Source organism: Methanobrevibacter sp., from assembly GCF_030539555.1.
GTDB lineage: Archaea > Methanobacteriota > Methanobacteria > Methanobacteriales > Methanobacteriaceae > Methanocatella.
The window spans coordinates 25988-47100 of the sequence record NZ_JAUNXX010000001.1 but is presented as its reverse complement, the minus strand read 5'-3'; the positions used below and the strand labels follow the sequence as shown (position 1 = coordinate 47100).

Annotated in this window: 14 protein-coding genes; 12 read left to right on the top strand and 2 right to left on the bottom strand. The window is 38.3% G+C overall.

Annotation, left to right across the window (positions count from 1 at the left end):
• The first annotated feature begins 105 nt into the window (after positions 1-105).
• The gene (locus Q4Q55_RS00205) at positions 106-3861 is read left to right on the top strand and encodes a C1 family peptidase (RefSeq protein ID WP_303370808.1); all 3756 of its coding nucleotides are present in this window, start codon (positions 106-108) and stop codon (positions 3859-3861) included.
• A gap of 42 nt (positions 3862-3903) precedes the next feature.
• On the top strand, positions 3904-8313 hold the full coding sequence (locus Q4Q55_RS00200) for a C1 family peptidase (RefSeq protein ID WP_303370807.1): 4410 nt from the start codon (positions 3904-3906) through the stop codon (positions 8311-8313).
• Between the two features lie 14 nt (positions 8314-8327).
• On the opposite strand, the gene Q4Q55_RS00195 is transcribed toward Q4Q55_RS00200, so the two are convergent.
• Positions 8328-9026: a thymidylate synthase gene (locus Q4Q55_RS00195; protein ID WP_303370806.1), complete on the bottom strand. Its 699-nt coding sequence runs from the start codon at positions 9024-9026 to the stop codon at positions 8328-8330.
• Between the two features lie 250 nt (positions 9027-9276).
• Positions 9277-9966 carry a hypothetical protein gene (locus Q4Q55_RS00190; protein WP_303370805.1) on the bottom strand — a complete coding sequence of 230 codons (690 nt, stop codon included), beginning with the start codon at positions 9964-9966 and terminating at the stop codon, positions 9277-9279.
• Between the two features lie 452 nt (positions 9967-10418).
• On the opposite strand from Q4Q55_RS00190, the gene Q4Q55_RS00185 reads away from it, so the two are divergent.
• The 10 genes from Q4Q55_RS00185 (at position 10419) to Q4Q55_RS00140 (ending at position 21097) form a co-directional block, all read left to right on the top strand.
• A complete protein-coding gene (locus tag Q4Q55_RS00185; protein WP_303370804.1) occupies positions 10419-10991 on the top strand; it encodes an XRE family transcriptional regulator in 573 nt (190 codons plus the stop codon).
• 165 nt (positions 10992-11156) lie between these two features.
• A complete protein-coding gene (locus tag Q4Q55_RS00180; RefSeq protein ID WP_303370803.1) occupies positions 11157-12821 on the top strand; it encodes an AMP-binding protein in 1665 nt (554 codons plus the stop codon).
• Positions 12822-13410: 589 nt separating this feature from the next.
• Positions 13411-13956, top strand: a complete 546-nt coding sequence (locus Q4Q55_RS00175) for a hypothetical protein (protein ID WP_303370802.1) — start codon at positions 13411-13413, stop codon at positions 13954-13956.
• 16 nt (positions 13957-13972) lie between these two features.
• Complete coding sequence (locus tag Q4Q55_RS00170) at positions 13973-14320, top strand: hypothetical protein (RefSeq protein WP_303370801.1); 348 nt, start codon at positions 13973-13975, stop codon at positions 14318-14320.
• A gap of 118 nt (positions 14321-14438) precedes the next feature.
• Positions 14439-14897, top strand: a complete 459-nt coding sequence (locus Q4Q55_RS00165; RefSeq protein WP_303370800.1) for a MarR family winged helix-turn-helix transcriptional regulator — start codon at positions 14439-14441, stop codon at positions 14895-14897.
• Positions 14898-14959: 62 nt separating this feature from the next.
• A complete protein-coding gene (locus Q4Q55_RS00160) occupies positions 14960-15439 on the top strand; it encodes a bacterioferritin (protein ID WP_303370799.1) in 480 nt (159 codons plus the stop codon).
• 244 nt (positions 15440-15683) lie between these two features.
• The gene (locus Q4Q55_RS00155) at positions 15684-15989 is read left to right on the top strand and encodes a nucleotidyltransferase domain-containing protein (RefSeq protein ID WP_303370798.1); all 306 of its coding nucleotides are present in this window, start codon (positions 15684-15686) and stop codon (positions 15987-15989) included.
• On the top strand, positions 15986-16360 hold the full coding sequence (locus Q4Q55_RS00150; protein ID WP_303370797.1) for a HEPN domain-containing protein: 375 nt from the start codon (positions 15986-15988) through the stop codon (positions 16358-16360). The genes Q4Q55_RS00155 and Q4Q55_RS00150 overlap by 4 nt, the downstream gene beginning before the upstream one ends.
• A gap of 197 nt (positions 16361-16557) precedes the next feature.
• Positions 16558-17415 (top strand): hypothetical protein, encoded by an 858-nt coding sequence (locus Q4Q55_RS00145; protein ID WP_303370796.1) that lies wholly within the window; start codon positions 16558-16560, stop codon positions 17413-17415.
• On the top strand, positions 17405-21097 hold the full coding sequence (locus Q4Q55_RS00140; protein ID WP_303370795.1) for an ATP-dependent DNA helicase: 3693 nt from the start codon (positions 17405-17407) through the stop codon (positions 21095-21097). The genes Q4Q55_RS00145 and Q4Q55_RS00140 overlap by 11 nt, the downstream gene beginning before the upstream one ends.
• The last annotated feature ends 16 nt before the right edge of the window (positions 21098-21113 follow it).

The following is a 21113-nucleotide window of genomic DNA, read 5'->3' as shown; positions in this document are numbered from 1 at the left end:
CTTTTTTTTAGCAATCATTATTTATACTATTAAATTTATAAATAACAATACTTTATACAATTTAACATTCTTCAGTGTTTAAATTGTTTAAAAGGAGGAAGTAGCTTGAATAAATTTAAATTGTTTGTGTTATTTTCAGTATTTTGTTTGGCAATTGCAATGCCCTTGTCATATGCTGATGACAATGAAACTGTAGTTGCTGCTGATGGGCAAACTGAAAATCCAATCCAACAGGATGGGGACATATTAACATCAGTGTCATATTACTTTGATGCAAATGCTGAAAATGATACGGGTAACGGTTCTATTGAAAATCCTTTTAAGGATTTGAATGCAGATAATATAAAAGACGGATCTACGCTATATCTGGCCAGAGGAGAGTATAATTTGAATAAATACTGCTCTGTAAGTAACCTGACAATTATAGGGAGCAGCGCTTCGGATACAATAGTCAAGTATAACAGGTATCAGATAGCCCTAAAATCTTCAAGCTCACTGACCTTAAGAAACATCACACTTATTGACTTTAAGATTGAATGCAGCGGCAGTCTCGTTGCCAAAAATTGCATCTTTAAAGATAACTACGCATCTACTCTATATCAGGGCAGTGCAATCAACGTTAAAAACAAAAATGCATGTGTTAATCTGAATAACTGCACATTTTCAAATAACTATGCTCAAAAAGGAGGAGCAATCCATATTGAAGGGGGCAATCTAACAGTCAACAATTCCACATTCACAGCCAATCATGCTTCAAACGGAGGGGCAATCTACATAAGCAATGGAGTTTTAAAAATTGCAAACTCCATTTTCAGCTATAATTATGCGGGATTGTGTGCAGGTTCAATTTTCTGTGAAAACGATGCAAATGTCTTCATCAACAAAACCAAATTCTCAAACGGTTATTCTATTAACGATGTGGCAGGTGCAATTTATCTGATTGATTCCAGTTTAACTGCAGACGCTTTGAATATAGAAAACTGTTCATCAAATTTCGGAGGAGCAATGGTCTGTCTGAAATCCACCACTACATTGAATAACTTCACTGCAGTAAACAATAGCGCTGCATATGACGGCGGAGCAGTTTTTGCAATGTATCATGAATTTTCAATATCAAATTCAACATTGACTGGCAATTCTGCTGCCAGAGGCGGAGCATTGTATGTAAGTGCAGTGGACATTTTCATGATTAGCTCAAACACATTCACCAACAACACCGATGATGCAATATATTCTCTCGGAAGCGATACCTATTATGATTCAATCCTGGATGAGGAGCTTAACAACACATTCATCGGCAATGATGTTTTCGAGATGGAAATCCCCGAATTGTTCATCGGAAACGGAAACTATAGTCTGCTCAAATTCAATTCTTCATATGACGGAAAATTACCTGTCAGATACAATCTAAACGATTACGGATATGTCACTCCTGTTAAAAATCAGCAGAACGGAGGAAACTGCTGGGCTTTTGCAGCCATAGGTGCTCTTGAATCATGTCTTTTAAAAGCAACAGGAGTATCCTATGATTTGTCTGAAGAGAACATGAAAAACCTGATGTCTCTTTACTCCGATTACGGATGGGCTATGTCACCTAATGATGGAGGGTATGATAAAATGGCTATAGGATATCTCACAAGTTGGCTGGGTCCTGTTAATGAAAGTGATGACATTTATACAGATTTCTCAGTGTTGTCCCCAATATTCAACAGTTTCATGCATGTTCAAAACATTGCATTTTTAACAAGAACCTCTTACACAGATAATGATGCAATTAAAAAAGCTATATTGGATTATGGTGCCGTTTCAACTTCAATTTATTGGAGCACAAGCTATCTGAAAGGTAAAAGCTATTACAATGATGCCAATACCGGAGCAAACCATGCGGTAATCATTGTCGGATGGGACGATACATACTCCCGTGATAACTTCAGAAACAATCCTGAAGGAGATGGGGCATGGATTATAAAAAACAGCTGGGGGACAACCAGTGAAAATGACGGATTCTATTATGTTTCCTATTATGACATCAAATGCGCACCGATAAATAAGCCATCAGCCACTTATACATTCATATTGAATGATACGATGAATTTCGATAGGAACTACCAATATGACATTCCGGGACTTACCGATTACTTTATAAACTCTTCAACTACAGTCTGGTATAAAAACAAATTCACTTCAAAAGGCAATGAATATCTGGCGGCCGTTTCAACATATTTTGAAAAGGATACAAATTGGCAGATTTCAATTTACGTAAACGATAATCTGAAGCTTACAAAAACAGGATTTTCAACTACAAGCTATAAGACAATCTCTTTGGGCCAGCTGATCCCGCTCAATTTAGGTGATGTCTTTGAGGTTGTATTCAAAATAACAGTTGATGGGGATGCAGCTGTTCCAATTTCAGAAAAGATTTCTCTCAATTATGAGCTGTACTCATCAAACATATCCTATATTAGCTATGACGGTAAAAGTTGGGCTGATTTATATGATTTGGAGTGGGCATATCCCGACCACATCTATAATTCACAGGTGGCATGCATAAAGGCATTCACAATCACTGACAAGCTGAATGCAAGCATTAACCTTGAAATTTCCGATGATTACAATCCTATATCTGTCAAAGCTAGTGTCATTGACAGCTATGGAAATCCCGTCACTTCAGGGGCTGTGACTTTTATCGTCGGTGATGAATCCTTTAGAATAAACGTCCAGGACGGTGCGGCCATACTTAACCATGTATTCAAGAACCAGAACAACAACACTGTCAAGGCGGTATTTACTGCAAATGGCTACAACAGCAACTCATCCAGCATCACATTCAATGCAGGTGAAGTGTTCCTCTCAGCTGACAATCTCACTGTTTATTATGGTCAGTTTGCATACTCTGCAATTCTAAAGGACAAAAACGGAAATGGTGTTTCAGATAAGCAAATAAGCTTCACTGTCGGCGATTCAGTTTACACTTCATTAACAGGCAGTGATGGAACAGCTTCAGTCAGCTTAAAACTGGATGTCGGCAGTCATTATGTCAAAATCGGATTTAAGGATGATTCATCTTTTGACTTTAACCGTAAGATTACGGTCCTTTCAACATTAACTTTGCCTGAAACTGCCAAATACACCTATAATTCATATTATAATGCAGTTTTACGTGATGGAGAAGGCAAGCTATTGACCAATAGGAAGGTGAACCTTGTCATTTCATCAAAAACCTATTCCACCACAACCGATGCAAACGGCAAACTGAAATATAATCTCAAGCTTTCCCCAGGATCATACAAGCTCACAATCGTCAATCCAGAAACCGGAGAAAGCAAAACCCAGACAATCAATGTCGTTGCACGCCTGCTGGGAAATTCAGGTGTGACAATGTATTATGGAGCCGGCAAAAGCTATAAGGTAAGGGCATACGACGATAACGGGAACATTGCAAGGAATGTTAAGGTCACATTCACTTTCAATTCCAAAAGCTACTCCAGATACACAGATTCCAACGGCTATGCCTATCTTAAACTCGCAGGCCAGCCTAAAACATATACCATAACCGCTTCATATAACGGATTTAAGGTTTCAAACAAGGTCGTTATCAAACCTACAATTGTCATGTCCGATAGAACAGTCAAAAAATTCAAGGTCTTCGGCTATAATGTTAAGCTGCTCTCAAATCAGGGAAAAATCCTGAAAAATAAGAAGATAACCCTCAAATACAGAGGACACACATATTATGCAAAAACGAATGCAAAAGGAATAGCCACATTCAAACTCAAATCTTATCTGATTCTGGGCAGGTTCAATATTGTCGCAAGCTATGGAACTGCAAAAGTGAAAAAAATAATCACCGTTATTAGATAGTTATTTATAATCATTAGGCAGTTAAATAGTATTGGTGATATTTTGTCCAAAAAACTCAACAGGATGACTGTCATTTTATTGGCATTACTTTTTTTATTTTCACTCACCAATGCAAGTTTCGCAGGTGATAATCAAACGGAGATTCATAATGCCGATGAGGAAATGACTCATTATTATTTCGATTCGAATATTGAAAACGATACAGGTGACGGATCCAGTGAGAATCCATATAGGGATCTGACTGACAGTAGAATCAAGGATAACTCAGTCATCCATCTGGCTGGCGGAGAGTATAATTTCACTCCACTTAACTCCAAAACCAATGTATCCATTTTTGGGCACGACTCTCAAAACACAATAATTAAAGGAAACGGAAAAGTTTTCCTGATCAATGAAAATTTCATTATCAGAAACATCACCCTATCAAACACTCAAATATTCAACCAGGGAAAACTGAACGCATCAGCTGTAATATTTAAGGATTCCACAGGAAATGCGGCCAGTCATGAAAAATCTTATGGAGGAGCCATTTACTGTCCGAACAGCAAATATGACGTTTATCTCAACGACTGTATTTTTGAAGACAATTACGCAGAATATGGCGGTGCAATCTATATGAGCGGAGGAATATTGGAGATTTACAACTCCACATTTCTCAACAACGTTGCATATAACTACGGAGGAGCCATAGCATGCATCTCACCCGGCGTGAATAAATCAGGCATAAGGATAGTGAACTCCCGATTCATATCTGATGAGTCACTTAATGATGCCGGAGGTGCAATTTATGTTATTGAATATAACCTGACCGCTAACCATTCCAGTTTTTATAATTCAAAATCCACATTCGGCGGTGCAGTCTGTGTTTTGAACTCCAATTCATATCTGCATGATCTTGAATTTTCAAACAACACTGCAAAATACAATGGCGGTGCAGTCTATCAAATCTATGGAACTGCTGAAGTTATAAGCTCTGATTTCAAATGCAATCATGCAAGAAATGGCGGTGCGCTATATATTGATGCATGCTATTTTGCTCAAGCGGATTATAATCGTTTTGAAAACAATTCCGCAGAAATCTGTGCAGGCGCTGTTTACAGCATCCTGAACGAGGAATCATATGCAGACAACAACACATACATAAACAACATTGCATCGTCATACAATGACCTGTTCAATTCATCAGAAATTAACATGTTCATATTCGACGCCAACTATACATTATACAGATACTCACCTGCCTTCAACGGTACATTTCCAAGCTATTACAATCTTGTGGATTTGGGTCATGTCGGATCTGTCAAAAATCAGCTGAACGGAGGTAACTGCTGGGCGTTTGCCACTATAGCAAGTCTTGAATCAGCCCTTCTTAAATCCGGTGGGGAAAATATCATCCTGTCTGAAGAGAACATGAAAAACATCATCTCATTTTACTCAGATTACGGATGGAATATGAAAACCAATGATGGAGGATATGATGAGATGGGAATAGGGTATCTTGTAAGCTGGCTGGGCCCCGTTTATCAAAGTGAAGATTTATACGACGACAGCAGTCAGTTGTCTGCTGTATTGGCTCCGTTAACTCATATTCAGAATATAGTCTATCTCAAAAGGGATAACTTCACAGACAATGATGCAATCAAAAGGGCAATAATGGACTACGGTGCAGTCTACACTGCAATTTATGCAGCGCCGCGCTATTCAGGAGGAAATTATGTTCAATACTATAATAAGGGCACATCCTGCAATCATGCGGTCACCATAGTCGGATGGGATGATGATTTTGTCATTTCAGGGGCTCCGGGCAAAGGCGCTTGGATAGTCAGAAACAGCTGGGGTGACAGTTGGGGAAACAAAGGATATTATTATGTTTCATATTATGACACAACCTGCGCCAAGGTGGGAAGCTTCGACTCATCATTTGCCTTTATTTTTAACGATTCAATAAAGTATGACAAAAACTACCAATACGACATTCCGGGCAAAACAGATTACTTTTTGAACTCAACAAACACCGTATGGTATAAAAACATATTCACTTCCACAGAAAACGAGTACATTGCCGCTGTTTCAACATATTTCCAGAAGGATAGCAATTGGACAATCTCAATATATGTCAACAGCACATTGAAACTTGTTCAAAACGGATTTTCAAATCCAGGTTACTACACAATCGGATTAAAGGAATTCGTTCCGCTAAAAGCAGGGGATATCTTTGAGGTGGTCTTCAACATAACAGTCGACGAGGAAGCTGCATTTCCAATTTCCGAATATGTTAGCCTTAACAGCTTGATTTATTCAGAAAATGTCTCATTTGTCAGCTATGATGGTGTAAACTGGCAGGATCTCTATGAACTTGAATGGGAATATCCTGGCCATACCTACTCTTCACAGGTGGCATGCATCAAGGCATTCACTGTTGGCGATGAGATAGCAACACAGACATCAATCACACTGCATGCAGATGATAACTATGCAAATATCAGCGTTCATGTCACAAACCAATACGGCAATCCTGTGGATGGTGGAAAAGCTATATTCAACATATCCGGAGAGATTTTTGAACGTGAAGTTTCAAACGGATTCGCAGATTTGAACTATGACTTTGATTTAGGTTTTTACGATGTTTATGTGGAATATGTCTCTCTAGGTTACATATCTTCCGGCAATTCCACATCCGTTAACGTGTCAAGGGTCAGGGTTGAAATAAATGTTGACGTTACTGTTTATCTGGACAGTGCCTTTGTCAAAATAACCATTTCAAAACCTTTAAACGAAAGCATAATTGTGAATAATCAGACATTCGCTTTGAGCAATGGTGTTTATTCATACAACCTGACAGACCTTGACTGCGGTTTTTATGAAATCTGCGTTAGCCTTCCAAGCGAACTGTACGATTCTGCTGACGCTTCAGCAAATTTCACAATAACTTCCGTTAGAACTTATATTGTTGCAGATGACCTTATAACCACATATGAAAGCGGCGACAGGCTGGTGGCCAGACTGGTTGACAGGTATGGGAGTCCCCTTTCAGATAAGCCTGTATCATATTCTGCGGGAAAAGACACATATACCAGATTCACGGATTCAAACGGTCAGATAGAAATAAGTAACATTGCAGATGTCGGTGTCTACAATATCGACCTTTACTTTGGAGGAGATTCAATATACATTGAAAGCAATGCTTCTGTAGGGTTAACAATCAACAGGGCTCCCCTTGTCCTTTCATGTGAGGTTGAAGTCGCACAGGACAGCGTCACTATCAATATCACATCATCAAAATCCGTCAGCGAAAACATTGTCATTAACATCAACGGTATGGATTATCCTTTTAAATTGGCCAACGGCTTTAAATCAATCAGATTTGCTGATTTGGATATGGGATCATACAGTTTCACAGTCAGGCTAGTTTCATCATTATATGAGGCGCACGACATTTCAGATAACTTCACAATAAACTGCGCCAGGACATGTATTGTCGCCGGCAATCTGACAACGGACTATGGAAGCGGAGAAAAGCTGGCCATTAAATTGACAGACAAATGCGGCAATCCTGTTGCAGGAGAGGAAATATACTATACAATAGCCGGTAAAACATACAATGCTACCACTGGCGGTGACGGAACTGTAAATGCAGATTTGGCTTTGGATGTGGGCAGTTATGATGTTGTCATTGAATTCAGGGGAAGCGAAAAGCATATCAATTCATCAAGTTTCGCTAGAGTAGTTGTCAAAACCACAATTGTTCTTCCGGATGCAACTGTCTATGCTCAAAATGCAGTATATAAGGTTAACTCGCAAGATAGTACAACATTGGAGATAAATCAGGTTAGCTATAAAACAGCTTCATTGACCATTAACCTGAAACCGGGAACATATGATGTAAAGGTTACAAACGACAAGTCCGGTGAAATCAAGACACAAAGCATTAAAGTCGTATCAAGAATCACTCAAAATAAGAACATTGTCATGTATTACGGTGCGGGCACCTGTTATAGGGTGAAAGTCTTTGACGATTACGGTAATGCAGCTAAAGGAGTTAAGGTAACATTCACTCTAAACGGCAAAAGATATACGAAAACAACGGACAGTTCCGGTTTTGCATCCATAAAGATTGCCTTAAGCCCTAAAACCTACACAATAACCGCTACATACAAAAACGTTAAGGTCTCAAATAAGATAACCGTAAAGCCTACTTTAATAATGGCCAATAAAATTGTTAAAAAGTCCAGAACATTCAAATACACAGTTAAACTACTCAATTCCAACGGTGAAATCATCAAAAACAAGTATGTTAAAGTCAAATTCATGACAAGGACATATAAGGCTAAAACAAATTCCAAGGGAATAGCTATTTTTAAAATAAATGCTTTATCAAAAACAGGCAAGTTCACATTGACTGCAGTTTATGGAACTGCTAAAATAAGTAAAGTGGTGACAGTCAAAAAATAAGGTTATGTAAAACCTTATTTGTTTGCTTTGATTAGTTTGCGAGCTGATCTTAAATCAGTATTATAGATATGGCCTGAGGTTGAGTGATAGTGGACTCCGCCGAAGTTTAACTTTTCACCCATGATTTCCTTGTTAACTTCTTCTTTCATTTTCAAGCCCAGATATGCTATGAAAAACATGTTTGAGTAAAACGCACCGAAGATATCGTTGCTTCTGAATATGCAGTGGATGGTCAGCTCATTGTCACGGACAATGCACTGCAGGAACTGAAGGCATGGAATGTCTTCCCTGTCAGCATCCAGTGAAGGGTCAATTGTAACTGCAACTGCCCTGTTGGAACCGGTTGCAGTCAATATTCTCTGTTTCATTGTGTTGAACTGGTCTATGTCAAAATGGGCATAGATACGGTTAGGGTATGTGTATACGAATCCCTGGTCGTCAGGGTTTTCAGCGGATTTCACATATTCATAGAGTGCGTCGCTTTTGATTGGGCAGGATTCCATATCGAATTTTCCGGATTTGATGTCTGATAATAGCATTTCCGGTGTGTAGTGCTGGTATTTTGCCCTGAACTTAAGGTCGAAGGGATCGTCAATGATATAAAAGTTTCCTAAGCTTTCGACCAGATGATGATTTGAGTCCTTGTAAGTTTCTTTTCCTTCTTTTAAGATTTTATCGACAAAATCTAGGTAACATTGATTGATTGTTAACATAAGATAGCTCCTTTAATTAATTAAATTTTTAGCCAATATTATATAAATAATTTCTATTATTTTAAAAAAATTAAATTTATTGTCCATTCCATCTATATTTTAGAATTCCAAATATTCCATTATTGCAGTAATTATTCATATTTTAAAAAACACTTCAATAATTAGTAATACTTTTGGTTTAACTGCCATTTTAATCAATTGATTGTTCAAGGATATTGATGTCAAATTATGATGAGAAAAATGGAAAAAATTAGGAAACGATTTTGCAAATCATTTCAAAAAGTTCCTTGGTTTTGGATGTTGCAGTCTGCTCTGTGATGTCTTCGGGAATTTCATATACCAGTGTAGGATATCCTGCCTGTGCAATCGGTTTTGAAACCAGAACTGCGGAAGTTGATTTGTAAGTTTCATTTCCGGTAACCGGATAATAATTGAAATCACTGGTTTGATTTATCTTTTCAGCCATATCGACTGAAGCATTGTCCATTTCAGGAGTTGCAACGTAAAATCCGACACCATAGTCGGGATTGTGTGAATGGCTTATGACAACTGCCTGAGCGTCTGATTGGGTCACATCCGGATTGACAAATTCCTCAACAAGACTTTCTCCGTTTGCCCTTCCGACATCATAATCCTCCGGCCTGTCTGTTACAGTAACCTTATAATGGATTATCTTAACGTCATTGCTTCCGAATTCCCTTGCAGCCTGTATTTCAGGTTCGATTGACAGTGTTTCTCTTGGATGGATTCCTGTAATGAGTGCTATGGTGGTGTCTGCACTTGCATTTCCGGAAATTCCTTTTTCCACGGTGCCTATGCTTGTATTTCCAAGTGTTGTATAGGAAATGTTGTTGATGTGGTAGTTTGCCTCATAATAGGCAAGACCTCCTATAACTAAAATAAGAGCGATGATAATCACTATTTTATTTTTATTCTGCAAATTTTCACCTTGATTTTAATTTATGGGTTTCTTTTTAAAAAATATTTTGGTGAAATTTGTAAATAAGGCCGGCTTTCTTCCGGCCCTATTTACATTCAAGGGAGTGATTCACAAACGAATATAGTTCTTTCGAGTTTTTCTACATGACTTTTTTGTAAAGATTTGAGGATGAATCTTTACAATTAAAGATTGTATCTCATCAGATATAATCTTTTTGTAGTTTTTAAGGTCAATTTTACAGATATAATCAATATTATGGATTCATAACAGTTTTTACATCAATTTAAAAGCAATTTTTTAATTTGGGAAAATTTCATATTTAATTTTCAATCAAAATCCGCAAAACTGTTCAATTGTTTAGTTTGAAAGATATATTTAAATAGCCTATTGAATATAATTATAAATACTTAAATTGTTTTAAGTGTAAATTCAAAAAATTTTGTGTGAAAAATATGACAAATGAAGATTTTGCAAAAAAGATTAAAGACATTAGAGCTAGACAAGACATGTCTATAGAAGACCTAGCCCAAAGAAGTGGCGTAAAGCAGGAAGTTCTCGAAGCTATGGAAGCAGGTGAAGTGATTCCGTCACTCACACCATTAACCAAAATGGCAAGGGCACTTGGAGTTAGATTAGGTACATTTTTAGATGATACTCCTGAACTCGGCCCGGTCGTTACCCGTGGAGGAAAAACCCAGAACTCACTTTATTTCTCCGGAAGGGAAGACGTTACAAACGCAACCAATCTGGAATTCCACTCATTAGGTGCAGGCAAAATAGACAGAAACATAGACCCTTTCATGATAGACATCAAATATGAAAAGGGCGAAAAGGAACTTTCCTCACACGAAGGTGAAGAGTTCATCTATGTGCTTGAAGGTGAGATTGAAGTCATCTACGGAAAGGACACTTTCACAATCGGTGAAGGCGACACAATATTTTATGACTCAGCGGTACCGCACCACCTACACGCAAGCAGTGAAAACGATGCTAAAATCCTAGCAGTACTTTACACTCCATACTGAGGTAGATAAAATGAGTAAAATAACTTTAAAACCAAAAATAGATAGATTTTACACAGCCGATTTGAATTTAAACTTAAAAACATTGCAATTGGGATTGCATTTATGATTTGCATTTTGGTTTAGTTATTTTATTGTTGATTGATTTAATATAATTAGGTGAAAAGTATGTCAGAATTATTTACAGAACTCGCATTAGGAAAGTTTTTCGAGACAATGGTTGAAAAGCAACCAGATCATGAATTTATCGTTTATCCGGACAGGAACTTAAGATTTACTTATAAGGAATTTGATGAAAGGGTGGATAACCTGGCAAAAGGGATGCTGGCTATCGGAATTGAAAAAGGAGATCACGTAGGAATTTGGGCTAAAAACGTGCCTGAATGGCTTACATACATGTTTGCGACAGCAAAGATAGGTGCAACAATCGTAACGGTCAATACGGCTTACCAGTCACATGAGCTGGAATATGTCCTCAAGCAGTCAGACATGAAGGCAATAGCGATGACCGACGGATTCAGGGACACAAGCTATTTTGACATAATCCACGGACTTGTGCCTGAAATGAAGAACTGCGCAAGAGGAAGCCTTGTCAGCGAAAAATTCCCTCATCTGAAATTCATCTTCCATGTGGGTCAGGAAAAGCACAGGGGAATGTACAACACCAATGAACTCCTGCTTTTAGGCATGAACTACGATGACGATGAATACCAGAAAATCAAGGATTCAGTTACACAGCATGATGTAATCAACATGCAGTATACTTCCGGAACCGAAGGATTTCCGAAAGGCGTAATGCTCACTTCAAGAAATATCGTAAATGACGGTTACTACATTGGGGAAAACATGAACTATTCTCCCGATGACAGGCTGCTTTTGCAGGTGCCGTTATTCCACTGTTTTGGAACAGTGCTTGGCGTAATGGCAGTAATAACCCACGGCTCAACCATGGTTGTGCTTGAGGAGTACGATCCTCTTCTGGCGATTTCCTCAATCCAGAAGGAAAAGTGCACTTCAATCTACGGTGTTCCTACAATGTTTATAGGAATGATGAACCATCCGATGTTTGACATGTTTGACATGAGTTCCCTTCGTACAGGAATCATGGCAGGTTCAACATGTCCGGTCGAAACCATGAAGGATGCAATCGAAAAGATGAACATGAAGGAAATCACCAGTGTATATGGACTTACCGAAGCGGCTCCGGGTTTTACACAAACCAATGCTGCTGACAGCTTTGAGAAAAAAATCAACACAGTCGGGCGTAAGTTCCCTAATATTGAGGTTAAGATTGTTGATCCTGAAACCGGTGAGGAACTCGGTGTCGGTGAAACCGGAGAAATCATGTGCAGAGGCTTTAACGTAATGAAAGGTTATTACAACATGCCTGAAAAGACTGCAGAAACCATTGAACCTGACGGGTGGCTTCACTCAGGAGACCTTGCAACAGTGGATGAGGACGGATATTATTCAATCGTCGGACGTATCAAGGACATGATTATCCGTGGTGGGGAAAACATATACCCTCGTGAGATTGAGGAGTTTCTCTTTACCCATGAATGCGTTCAGGATGTTCAGGTTGCAGGAATTCCCGATGAAAAGTACGGAGAGATTGTAGGTGCATTCATCATTAAGGAAGATGGCTTTGACGATGTGACCGAAGCGGATATCCGTGATTTCTGTATAGGATCCATTGCAAGATATAAGGTGCCTAAATATGTCTTCTTTGTGGATGAGTTCCCTCTTACAACCAGTGGTAAAATCCAGAAATACAAACTGGGCGACTTAGGTCTCAAGTACTTGGATGAAAGGCGCCAAAGGGGAGAATTATAGCTCTTCTTAACTTATTTTTTTCATTTTTTAATATTGCTTTGAGCTTGTAGAATTGCTCTTGTCTTGAACTGACTCTTTTTAATACCTGTTTTGATAGATATATTTCTATGTAAAATCATACTTTTTTTGAAAAATTGCCCTTAAAACGAAAGGTTTATATATAGTGTATTTACAAATAAAATACTGCACAACAAAAAATAGATATAAGTTAACCACACCATTATATCGAAATTAAGTAATCTGACTCTATATGAATTCATCGCTTTGAAAGGAGTTGATAACAATGCCACAATATTTTAAAACCGCTGTCTGGAGAGAAGTGGTGTTCTAATCACCTTTACCGGTTGTTTGATTAGTAAATTTCATAAAACTTAAAAATCATATTTCACCTTTCCTAATCAAACAACTGTCATTCATTTGTAATTTTGACAAGTAGCTATTTGGCCGTAACCTGTTCTATTTGCATTTTAAATCATTTTGTTTGACTCCTATTTGACTCTGGCCGGATAGCTACTAAAAACTTTTAATATATTTGGGAATTTCCAGTTTGATTTTTCCCATTTGCCATTGCCATTAGAGGAAAAAAAATATGAGAATATCCAGAAAAATCAATATAAACGTAGCTAGGACTGTTGAAAACGCTGTAGGTAAAAGAGATGATTTTCATTTCTATGTGGATGAACTGACATCAGATGACCGCATGCCGACCTATGCCGGTGAGGCTGATGAAAAATATGAATTTGAAAGCATGGATGAGGCATTCTTTGAATTCATCCATCGAAAGATTGAAGGAGACGGAATATATCTCAGGCTGATTCTTGCAACAGGGCAGGCCACATCAAACGGAGCCCTGTTCACACTCGAGTGCGGTAGAGAGATTAAGACCTTCAAAACTGGGGATGTGGAAAAGGTTTTGCTTTTTGACTTTGCCGATTTTGGGGTCAAAGTCCAGAAGGGCAGGGTTGTGCTTGGAACCACAATCGAAGAGGGGTGTGCTCACACACCCTACTTTGCTGAATTCGGATCTGATAAGGGAAACGAGGATTTTCTGTCATTGGACAATCCGTTAAACAGGGAAATTGTCACTATACTGTGGGATATGATTTTTGAAGATGAACAGCAGATTCATCGATAGCTTTTTTGAGGTGAAAATGGAGATAGACGGGATTAGATATTCAAGTGAAATTGTAGACTTTCTAAACGGTGAAACATTAAGAGACATTGACTACGGGATCTTGGACTTGAGTCATGTTGAGGACAGACAGCTGAAGGACATCTTCCTTTATCTGGAAGAGTCACTGACAGCCGAACTGATTTTCAACTATTCTCAGAACAAGACAGGAATGTTCAGGGTTCACCTTTTCGGCAAGCTCTGGTGCTACTGTGAAAGGGAATATGTAATCGTTGCATATTCTGTCTGTGAGCTTAAAGAATCGGTGATTTCGGACAATAGGATATGGTATGTCTTTGATGAGGATCTGGCCAAAAAAATGAGGTGATGATTTTTACAAAATCACCTTCTTTTTGATTGTATTAACTTTTTATTATTCTTTCTTGTCTATAATTTCCCAAAGATTAATATATTAATTATAAAAATATATATCTAAGTGGTTTTTTATGATTGATTTGAATTCAGGTGATGAAAGAATCCCTTTCACACCAATTGCATTATATATTGATTATATCAGCATTCAATACACCAAATATTTAAAGGACAATTATCCTGAAATTACTCCCCGTGATTTCACATATTTGAGTATGATTCATCATAATCCCGGTTTGACTCAAAGGGAATTGTCTGAAATACTGTTTGTTTCAGAAGCTAACGTTGCTCAAATAATCAAACGGCTTGAAAAAAACGAATTAATACACCGTAGCACTGATGAAAATAATAAGTCTAAAAAGATTTTAAATGTTACTGATAAATCCAAATTAATTATTTCTTCACTATTAAAAGAAATGTATGAATTTGATGCCAAATTTTTTGAGGATTACAGTGTGGAAGATGCAGAAAAATTCAAGAAGATGATTCAAGCATATTACGAGTGGGCTAACATATTCGTTAATTTTAAATAGTATAGTTCAGATATTCAATTATACACTTAAGAATCTTAAGTCATTTAACTAAGGTGAAAATCATGTCTGATAAAGAAAAAACAATTGAAGCACTACAGTTTCTTGTAACCGGATTATCCGCAAATTCATTTGGACACAGAATCCAATCCAAAATATTTGCCGGTCTGGGTTTTCAAGCATTAGGAGACAAATATGCAGCTCATGCAACCGAAGAAATGGATTTCGTTGAACAGTTCATGGACCGTATTCTCGATTTAGGCGGAGAAATCAAACAGGAAGCACAGGAAGCACAACCAATCTTCGATGATATAATCGAATTCATTGAACATGACTACAATGTATCTGTTGAAGGAATTAAATTATTAAACGAAATGATGGATTCAGGAATATTCGATGCAACAACCTATGACTTGATGAAAGTATATCTCAAGGATGAAGAAGAGGATATGGGCTGGAGCGAACAACAATTAGACTTAATTAAAATGATTGGAAAAGAAAATTACTTAACCCAATTATTAATCAACGGCGTACCTGCCGAATAAACACTTTAAGGGATTGCTGAAATCTCTTTTTTTATTATTTCAACAAATTATTTTTTTATAGTCTATGTTTCCAATTGTATTCGAAATATTGTATATTTATTGTCTTTAGAGTAGTTTTCATTTTTGGATAATGTTACTATTTTTCAATCGTAGTTTGTGTTTTTTCATACAGTCACAGTTTCAAAGTATTTATTATTGATGAAATTCAAATTATTTATTAACGAATTTGTCATTGGTGATTGTATTGCATAATAGGATTGAAATTGCTCATGAGTTTGCTAATGCTATCAATTCAGATGAGATTATTAGAATGATTTTATTTGGATCTGTTGCACGTGGTGAGGATAATGATGAATCGGATATTGATATATTAATTGTTATTAATCATGATAATCATGAATTGGAATCCATTATTGATAATATTGTTGTTGATTTTATTCTTGAAAAAGAAGAAGTGATTTCACCACATGTAATGACTGAAGAACATTTTAATAAAACAAAAGATTATAGCTTCCTTAAAACCGTGATGGCAGAAGGTGTTCCAATATGAATATGGAAGAAGTTAACGGAGTTATGGACTTGGCAGTCGAAGAGTTAAGTATGGCTCAAATTTTATTTGATGCTGGAAAATATAGAGGTTCAATAACTCATTCATATTATGCAATGTTTGATGCTGCTAAAGCATTATTACTTACTCATGATTTCATCAGTAAGAAACATGACACTATTTTAACTCAATTCAGCAAAGATTTTGTGCATGACGGCGATTTCAGTCAAGACATTTATACTTATTATTCTAATGCCAAAAAACTTAGAAGAAAATCTAGTTATGATTTCACTGTTGATTTTAATAAACAGGAAGCCTTTGATTGTCTAATTCAAGCTGAACAATTCATAGCAGAAGCTAAAAAATTTTTATAACTTCTCTTAAAGATACATTTGGACATTCCATGTTATAACTATAAACATTTCAAACATTCCGAAGATAATATACGAAATTTAAATTAGGATGTTTCCAATAGTAATTGAATTATTGATTGATATATTGCAGTTCAATCATGATGTTTCATTGAAATTGAAAAATTATTTATTTTATTTTTTACAAACATTTATTAAGCATGACTAGTGAAGTAATTATTTCAAGATTGGATGAACTTATCGGAGAGTATGATACTCCCTTTTTCAAATATCTCCTCTACTCTTATGATTTGAGCCTTGAGGAATGCGAGCTTGTCATATCAAAAATCAGAAATGACATTTCAGATGGGAAAATATCCGGTGATGACAATCTTGTTGAAGTGATACAGGACTATTTCACTGAGATGTGGCATGTGAAGGAGAAAAGATCCAAGCTGGAATATCTGGGTCAGCTGATGGATGAAAGCAGCGAGTTTTATTTGAAATACCTTTCGGGATATGAAGTTTCACCCAGGGACATGGACATTATCTACACCAGACTGGAGAGGCAAATCACCGAAGACAACATCAGTGATTTCGAAATCAAGCGCGGTCTGGAGTATTATTTTTCAAACGCCGTCAAGCAGGGCTCATACATAAAGTCCCTTGAAATGATTGTCGGAAAAAACTATGACACTCTGGTTATAGACAAGGTGAAAAGGGACTATCCAAACATCCGTGATTCAGACATTGTCCAGATTGCAAATGAGCTTTATACCGAGATTCTTGACGGATTAAATTTCACAAGCGTTAAGGTTTCTTTTCTCGATAAGGTGATGCGAAGATCTGAAGCCAAGAAGGCTGAAGCCATTTCCAAATGGGAAAGTCTGGTTTTGGGAAATGGCGATTCATTCAATAAGCTTCTTGAAAACAAGCATCTCACGATTGCCGACGGCGAGGCAATCAAAAGGGACGTTAGATCAAAAATTTTAAACGGTCTGGTATGTGCCGAGAGAATCAACGGAGCGTTCCTGACAAGGATGTGTATCAATTATTATAGTGAGGCATATGAGGGTTGACAGCGTTTTTTCTTTTCTCAAAACAAAGTTCAGGGACTTGCATGACCTGTGCATAGTCATGGAAAAGCTCGCTGTCCTGAAAAACTACACCATGGCAATGGCGGCGGCCAAGGTGATTTTGGATGTCTTCTGTGAGAGAACCTCCCAGAAACTGGTTTTCACCATAGATGTCTTCAATGACACCTCCGTGCATTTCAACATCACTGACGTTAAGGCGGCTCACAGGCAGATTTTTGATATCATTTATGAAAACTATTACAATCCCCGCGAAGAGTTTTTGAAGGTGGATTATGACTTTGACCTTGAATATCTTGGAAAAAATCCAAAATTGAGTGATGTTGAACTTTTCCTGCTTTTGGATAACCTTAAAGCCGATTCAATATCTCCAAAATTTATCGGTATCGACTCCGGTGATGACATGATCTTTTTAAGTGATTTAACGGGGGATTTGAAAAAATCTACAATAGAAAAAGTCAGGCGCAATCTCGACATATTCATCAAAAATAACATCCTTGGCCTTGATTTGGTCGACAGTGAAAAAAACCCTCTCACACGCAAGCTTAACTTTGAAGCCCATAAAAGAAAGGACTATTGTATTGTTCGTGAAATTCCTGTTGAAATTGAACTGGACAGCTATCAGGAAAGCGCCGTTGAATATGACGGTGAAAAGCCGCTCATCATCAATGCAGGCCCAGGTGCGGGAAAGACCCGCGTGATTATTGAAAGGGTACTTCACCTTCTTGAAAGCGCAGAGCCGTCATCAATACTTGTCATCACATTCACCAACAAGGCTGCAGACGAGCTTAGGGAACGCTTCAAAAAGGATACAAAACTCGATTTGAGTGTGATAAACCAGATGAGAATAAGCACCATTCACAGCTACTGCCGCTCAGTACTTTCAGACTTTTCGCAAATTCCATATAACCTGCTTAAAAGGGACTCCGAGAGAAACCTTTTTTTCAACAAGCACAAGGAGGAGCTTGGATTCAGGTGCGAATCATTCCTGAGAAGCTTCGAATCTGCACAGGCCCTGAAAAAGTATGAGGAATATGCGCTTTTTGAGGTGGACACCCCAGGCCTTGTCGAGTATGTTGAGGATAACTTCAGCGTAAGCGATGAGTACAAAACATGGATTCGCGAATACTTCCGCAACAATTCAGGATATCCCTCCAAAAAGGAGATAAAGTACAATAACTTCGAGGAGGATTTATACAATTCACGTTTCATTCAGATTGCAAAGTCATACCCCGACTGGATTGAGCTGATGGAAAGGGAACATGTCTGCGATCAGAACTATCTGCTACTCAAGGCCCTGGAGCTTTTAAGCGACGAGAGAAATCTCGCACGTGTCGAGTACAAAAACATTCTCATTGACGAGTTTCAGGACACCGATGCGATTCAGATGCAGATATTCGAGAGGCTTCAGTCTGTAGCTGACACCTTCACTGTTGTTGGGGATGCCGACCAGAGTATCTACTCTTTCAGGGGAGCAAACCCCCAATTTTTCACGGATTATGCCAACAGTGACGAGTTTGAAAACAGGACTCTGGTCAACAATTACCGCTCAAGCTCTGAGATTGTCGAGTTCAACGAGAGATACATAGAATCCAAAAGGCAGACCCAAAAAAACCTTAAGGCCTCAAACCCTTCCAAAATGCCTGTTTATCTTCTTGAAAGCAGGGACGAATCTGAAGAGTACCGCTCAATAGCATTCATTGTCAAGAACCTGAAATCCTTTAAAAAGATAGGCAAATACAGTGACATTTGCGTTCTCTTCCGCTCACACAGGGACAAGAAGGAAATACTTGACGTATTCACCAGGGAGGGCATTCCATATTACCTTAAGGGAATCGACGACCTTATCTATCAGGACGAGGCGAAGGCAGTTCTGGCACTCTTCTGGTATATTTTGCCATTCAGCCCTACGCTGATTGCAAGATATGGGGACAGAGGTCATTGGATAAACCTGCTTTCCTTCACGGACAGGTATTACAATTCCTCAAAAATCTTCCATCTAAGCTACAGGACAATACAGGTGCTTGAGGAAATCGAGTTCAAGTATCACCAGAACGTGGTAAGCTACACATCCAGGTATGATCCCCTTGAGAAAAACACTAAGTCAGGCTCATTCATGGATGTGGTGAGGGATTATTCGGATGATGTTCTTGAGGACATATTCAGGAAGGCAAACAAAATAGACATCTCAACCCTCTCAAGAAGAGAGCTTCTAGCAATCGGAATCACCGACGAGCACGATTTGGACTTTTTCACCAAATTAAACGAGCTCAAGAGGTTGCTTTTCGACAGGAACATTGACACCTCCAAAAAGCCCACTTCCCTTGAAGTGTTCTACAGGCTGCTCAACATCACGGGTTATCTTGAGGAGCTATCATCGAAATCAGACTTCCAGTCAAGAAAGGCGTCACTTAACCTTGCACTGATATCCGGAATAATATCCGATTATGAAAACATCATGGGAAAGCATGATGTCGTGGGCCTTTTCAATTACCTGCACCGTTCTCTCAAGTACTACAGCTGCCCTATCAACGAATACGAGGACAACACAGACAAGGTCCATATCATGACGGTCCACAAGGCCAAGGGACTTGAATATCCAGTTGTCATAACCGCATCGCTTAAGGAAAACAAGTTCCCGATTCTTTTCAGGGGCAGGAAAAGCGATGACTTTGAAAGACCGACCTATCCGACACCGAACAGGTTTTTGAAATACAAGATGTCCGAATCAGATGAGCTGAAGGCGCTGAACCGCGAGGAGGAGCGCATAGTTTATGTTGCAAACACCCGTGCAGAAGAGCTTCTCATCCTTTCAAGCGTTGAGGCAAGAATGAACACTCCTCTGCCTGACGTTTTGGATAGATTCGAGGATGATTTCGGTGTGATAGAGCGCATAGAACCTGATGACGTCGAGGGCCTCAAGAAGGTGACCTCCCACATGCCCCGTGAAAGCAACCTGTTCAGGCAGATAGAATTCGAGGACATACTCGGCGATTATCTTTTCTGTCCTTTGAGGTACAATCTGGAGAATAATCTGGGCTATCGCAATCCCAAAAACATCAACAAGTTCATAAACTCGAAAATGAGAGTCATCCTTAACACAATCCATAATCCAAAACTTGAAAGGGACTGGTCAAGGCAGGACATTGTCGGGCTTGTGGGTGAAGTCGTGAAGTCATACGGCTTTGCCTCCAAGACCATGAGGGATTATCTCACCCGGCTTTTTGATCATGTGGCGGATTACTGGATTGACTATGGAAGGGAGTGTGAAATCGTCGATTTCAATCATCCGGTGTCACTTGAAATCGGCGGCTATGACGTCAACGGAATAATCGATTTGATAGTAAGGGAAAACGACACTTCGGTCAATCTTGTTCATTTCATAAAGTCCCGTGATGAAATGCGAAACTACCACTACTTCTACATGCAGATGTTATGCTATTATGCATATGCCCTTCTTGAAAACGAGAACTTTGAGATAAATTCCCTTATACTCCATGTCCTTGATGAAAACAAGCAGTATGAAATCTCATTTGAAAGAAACGATTTTATTTTTGACTATCTTAAAAGCGTAATAACCCATATTGAAAACGATGACTATCCAAAGCATGTCGTAAACTGCAGGAACTGCGAGTTCAGCTCGGTGACCTGTATGTTTGAGAGATGAGAATCTTATTTTTGAA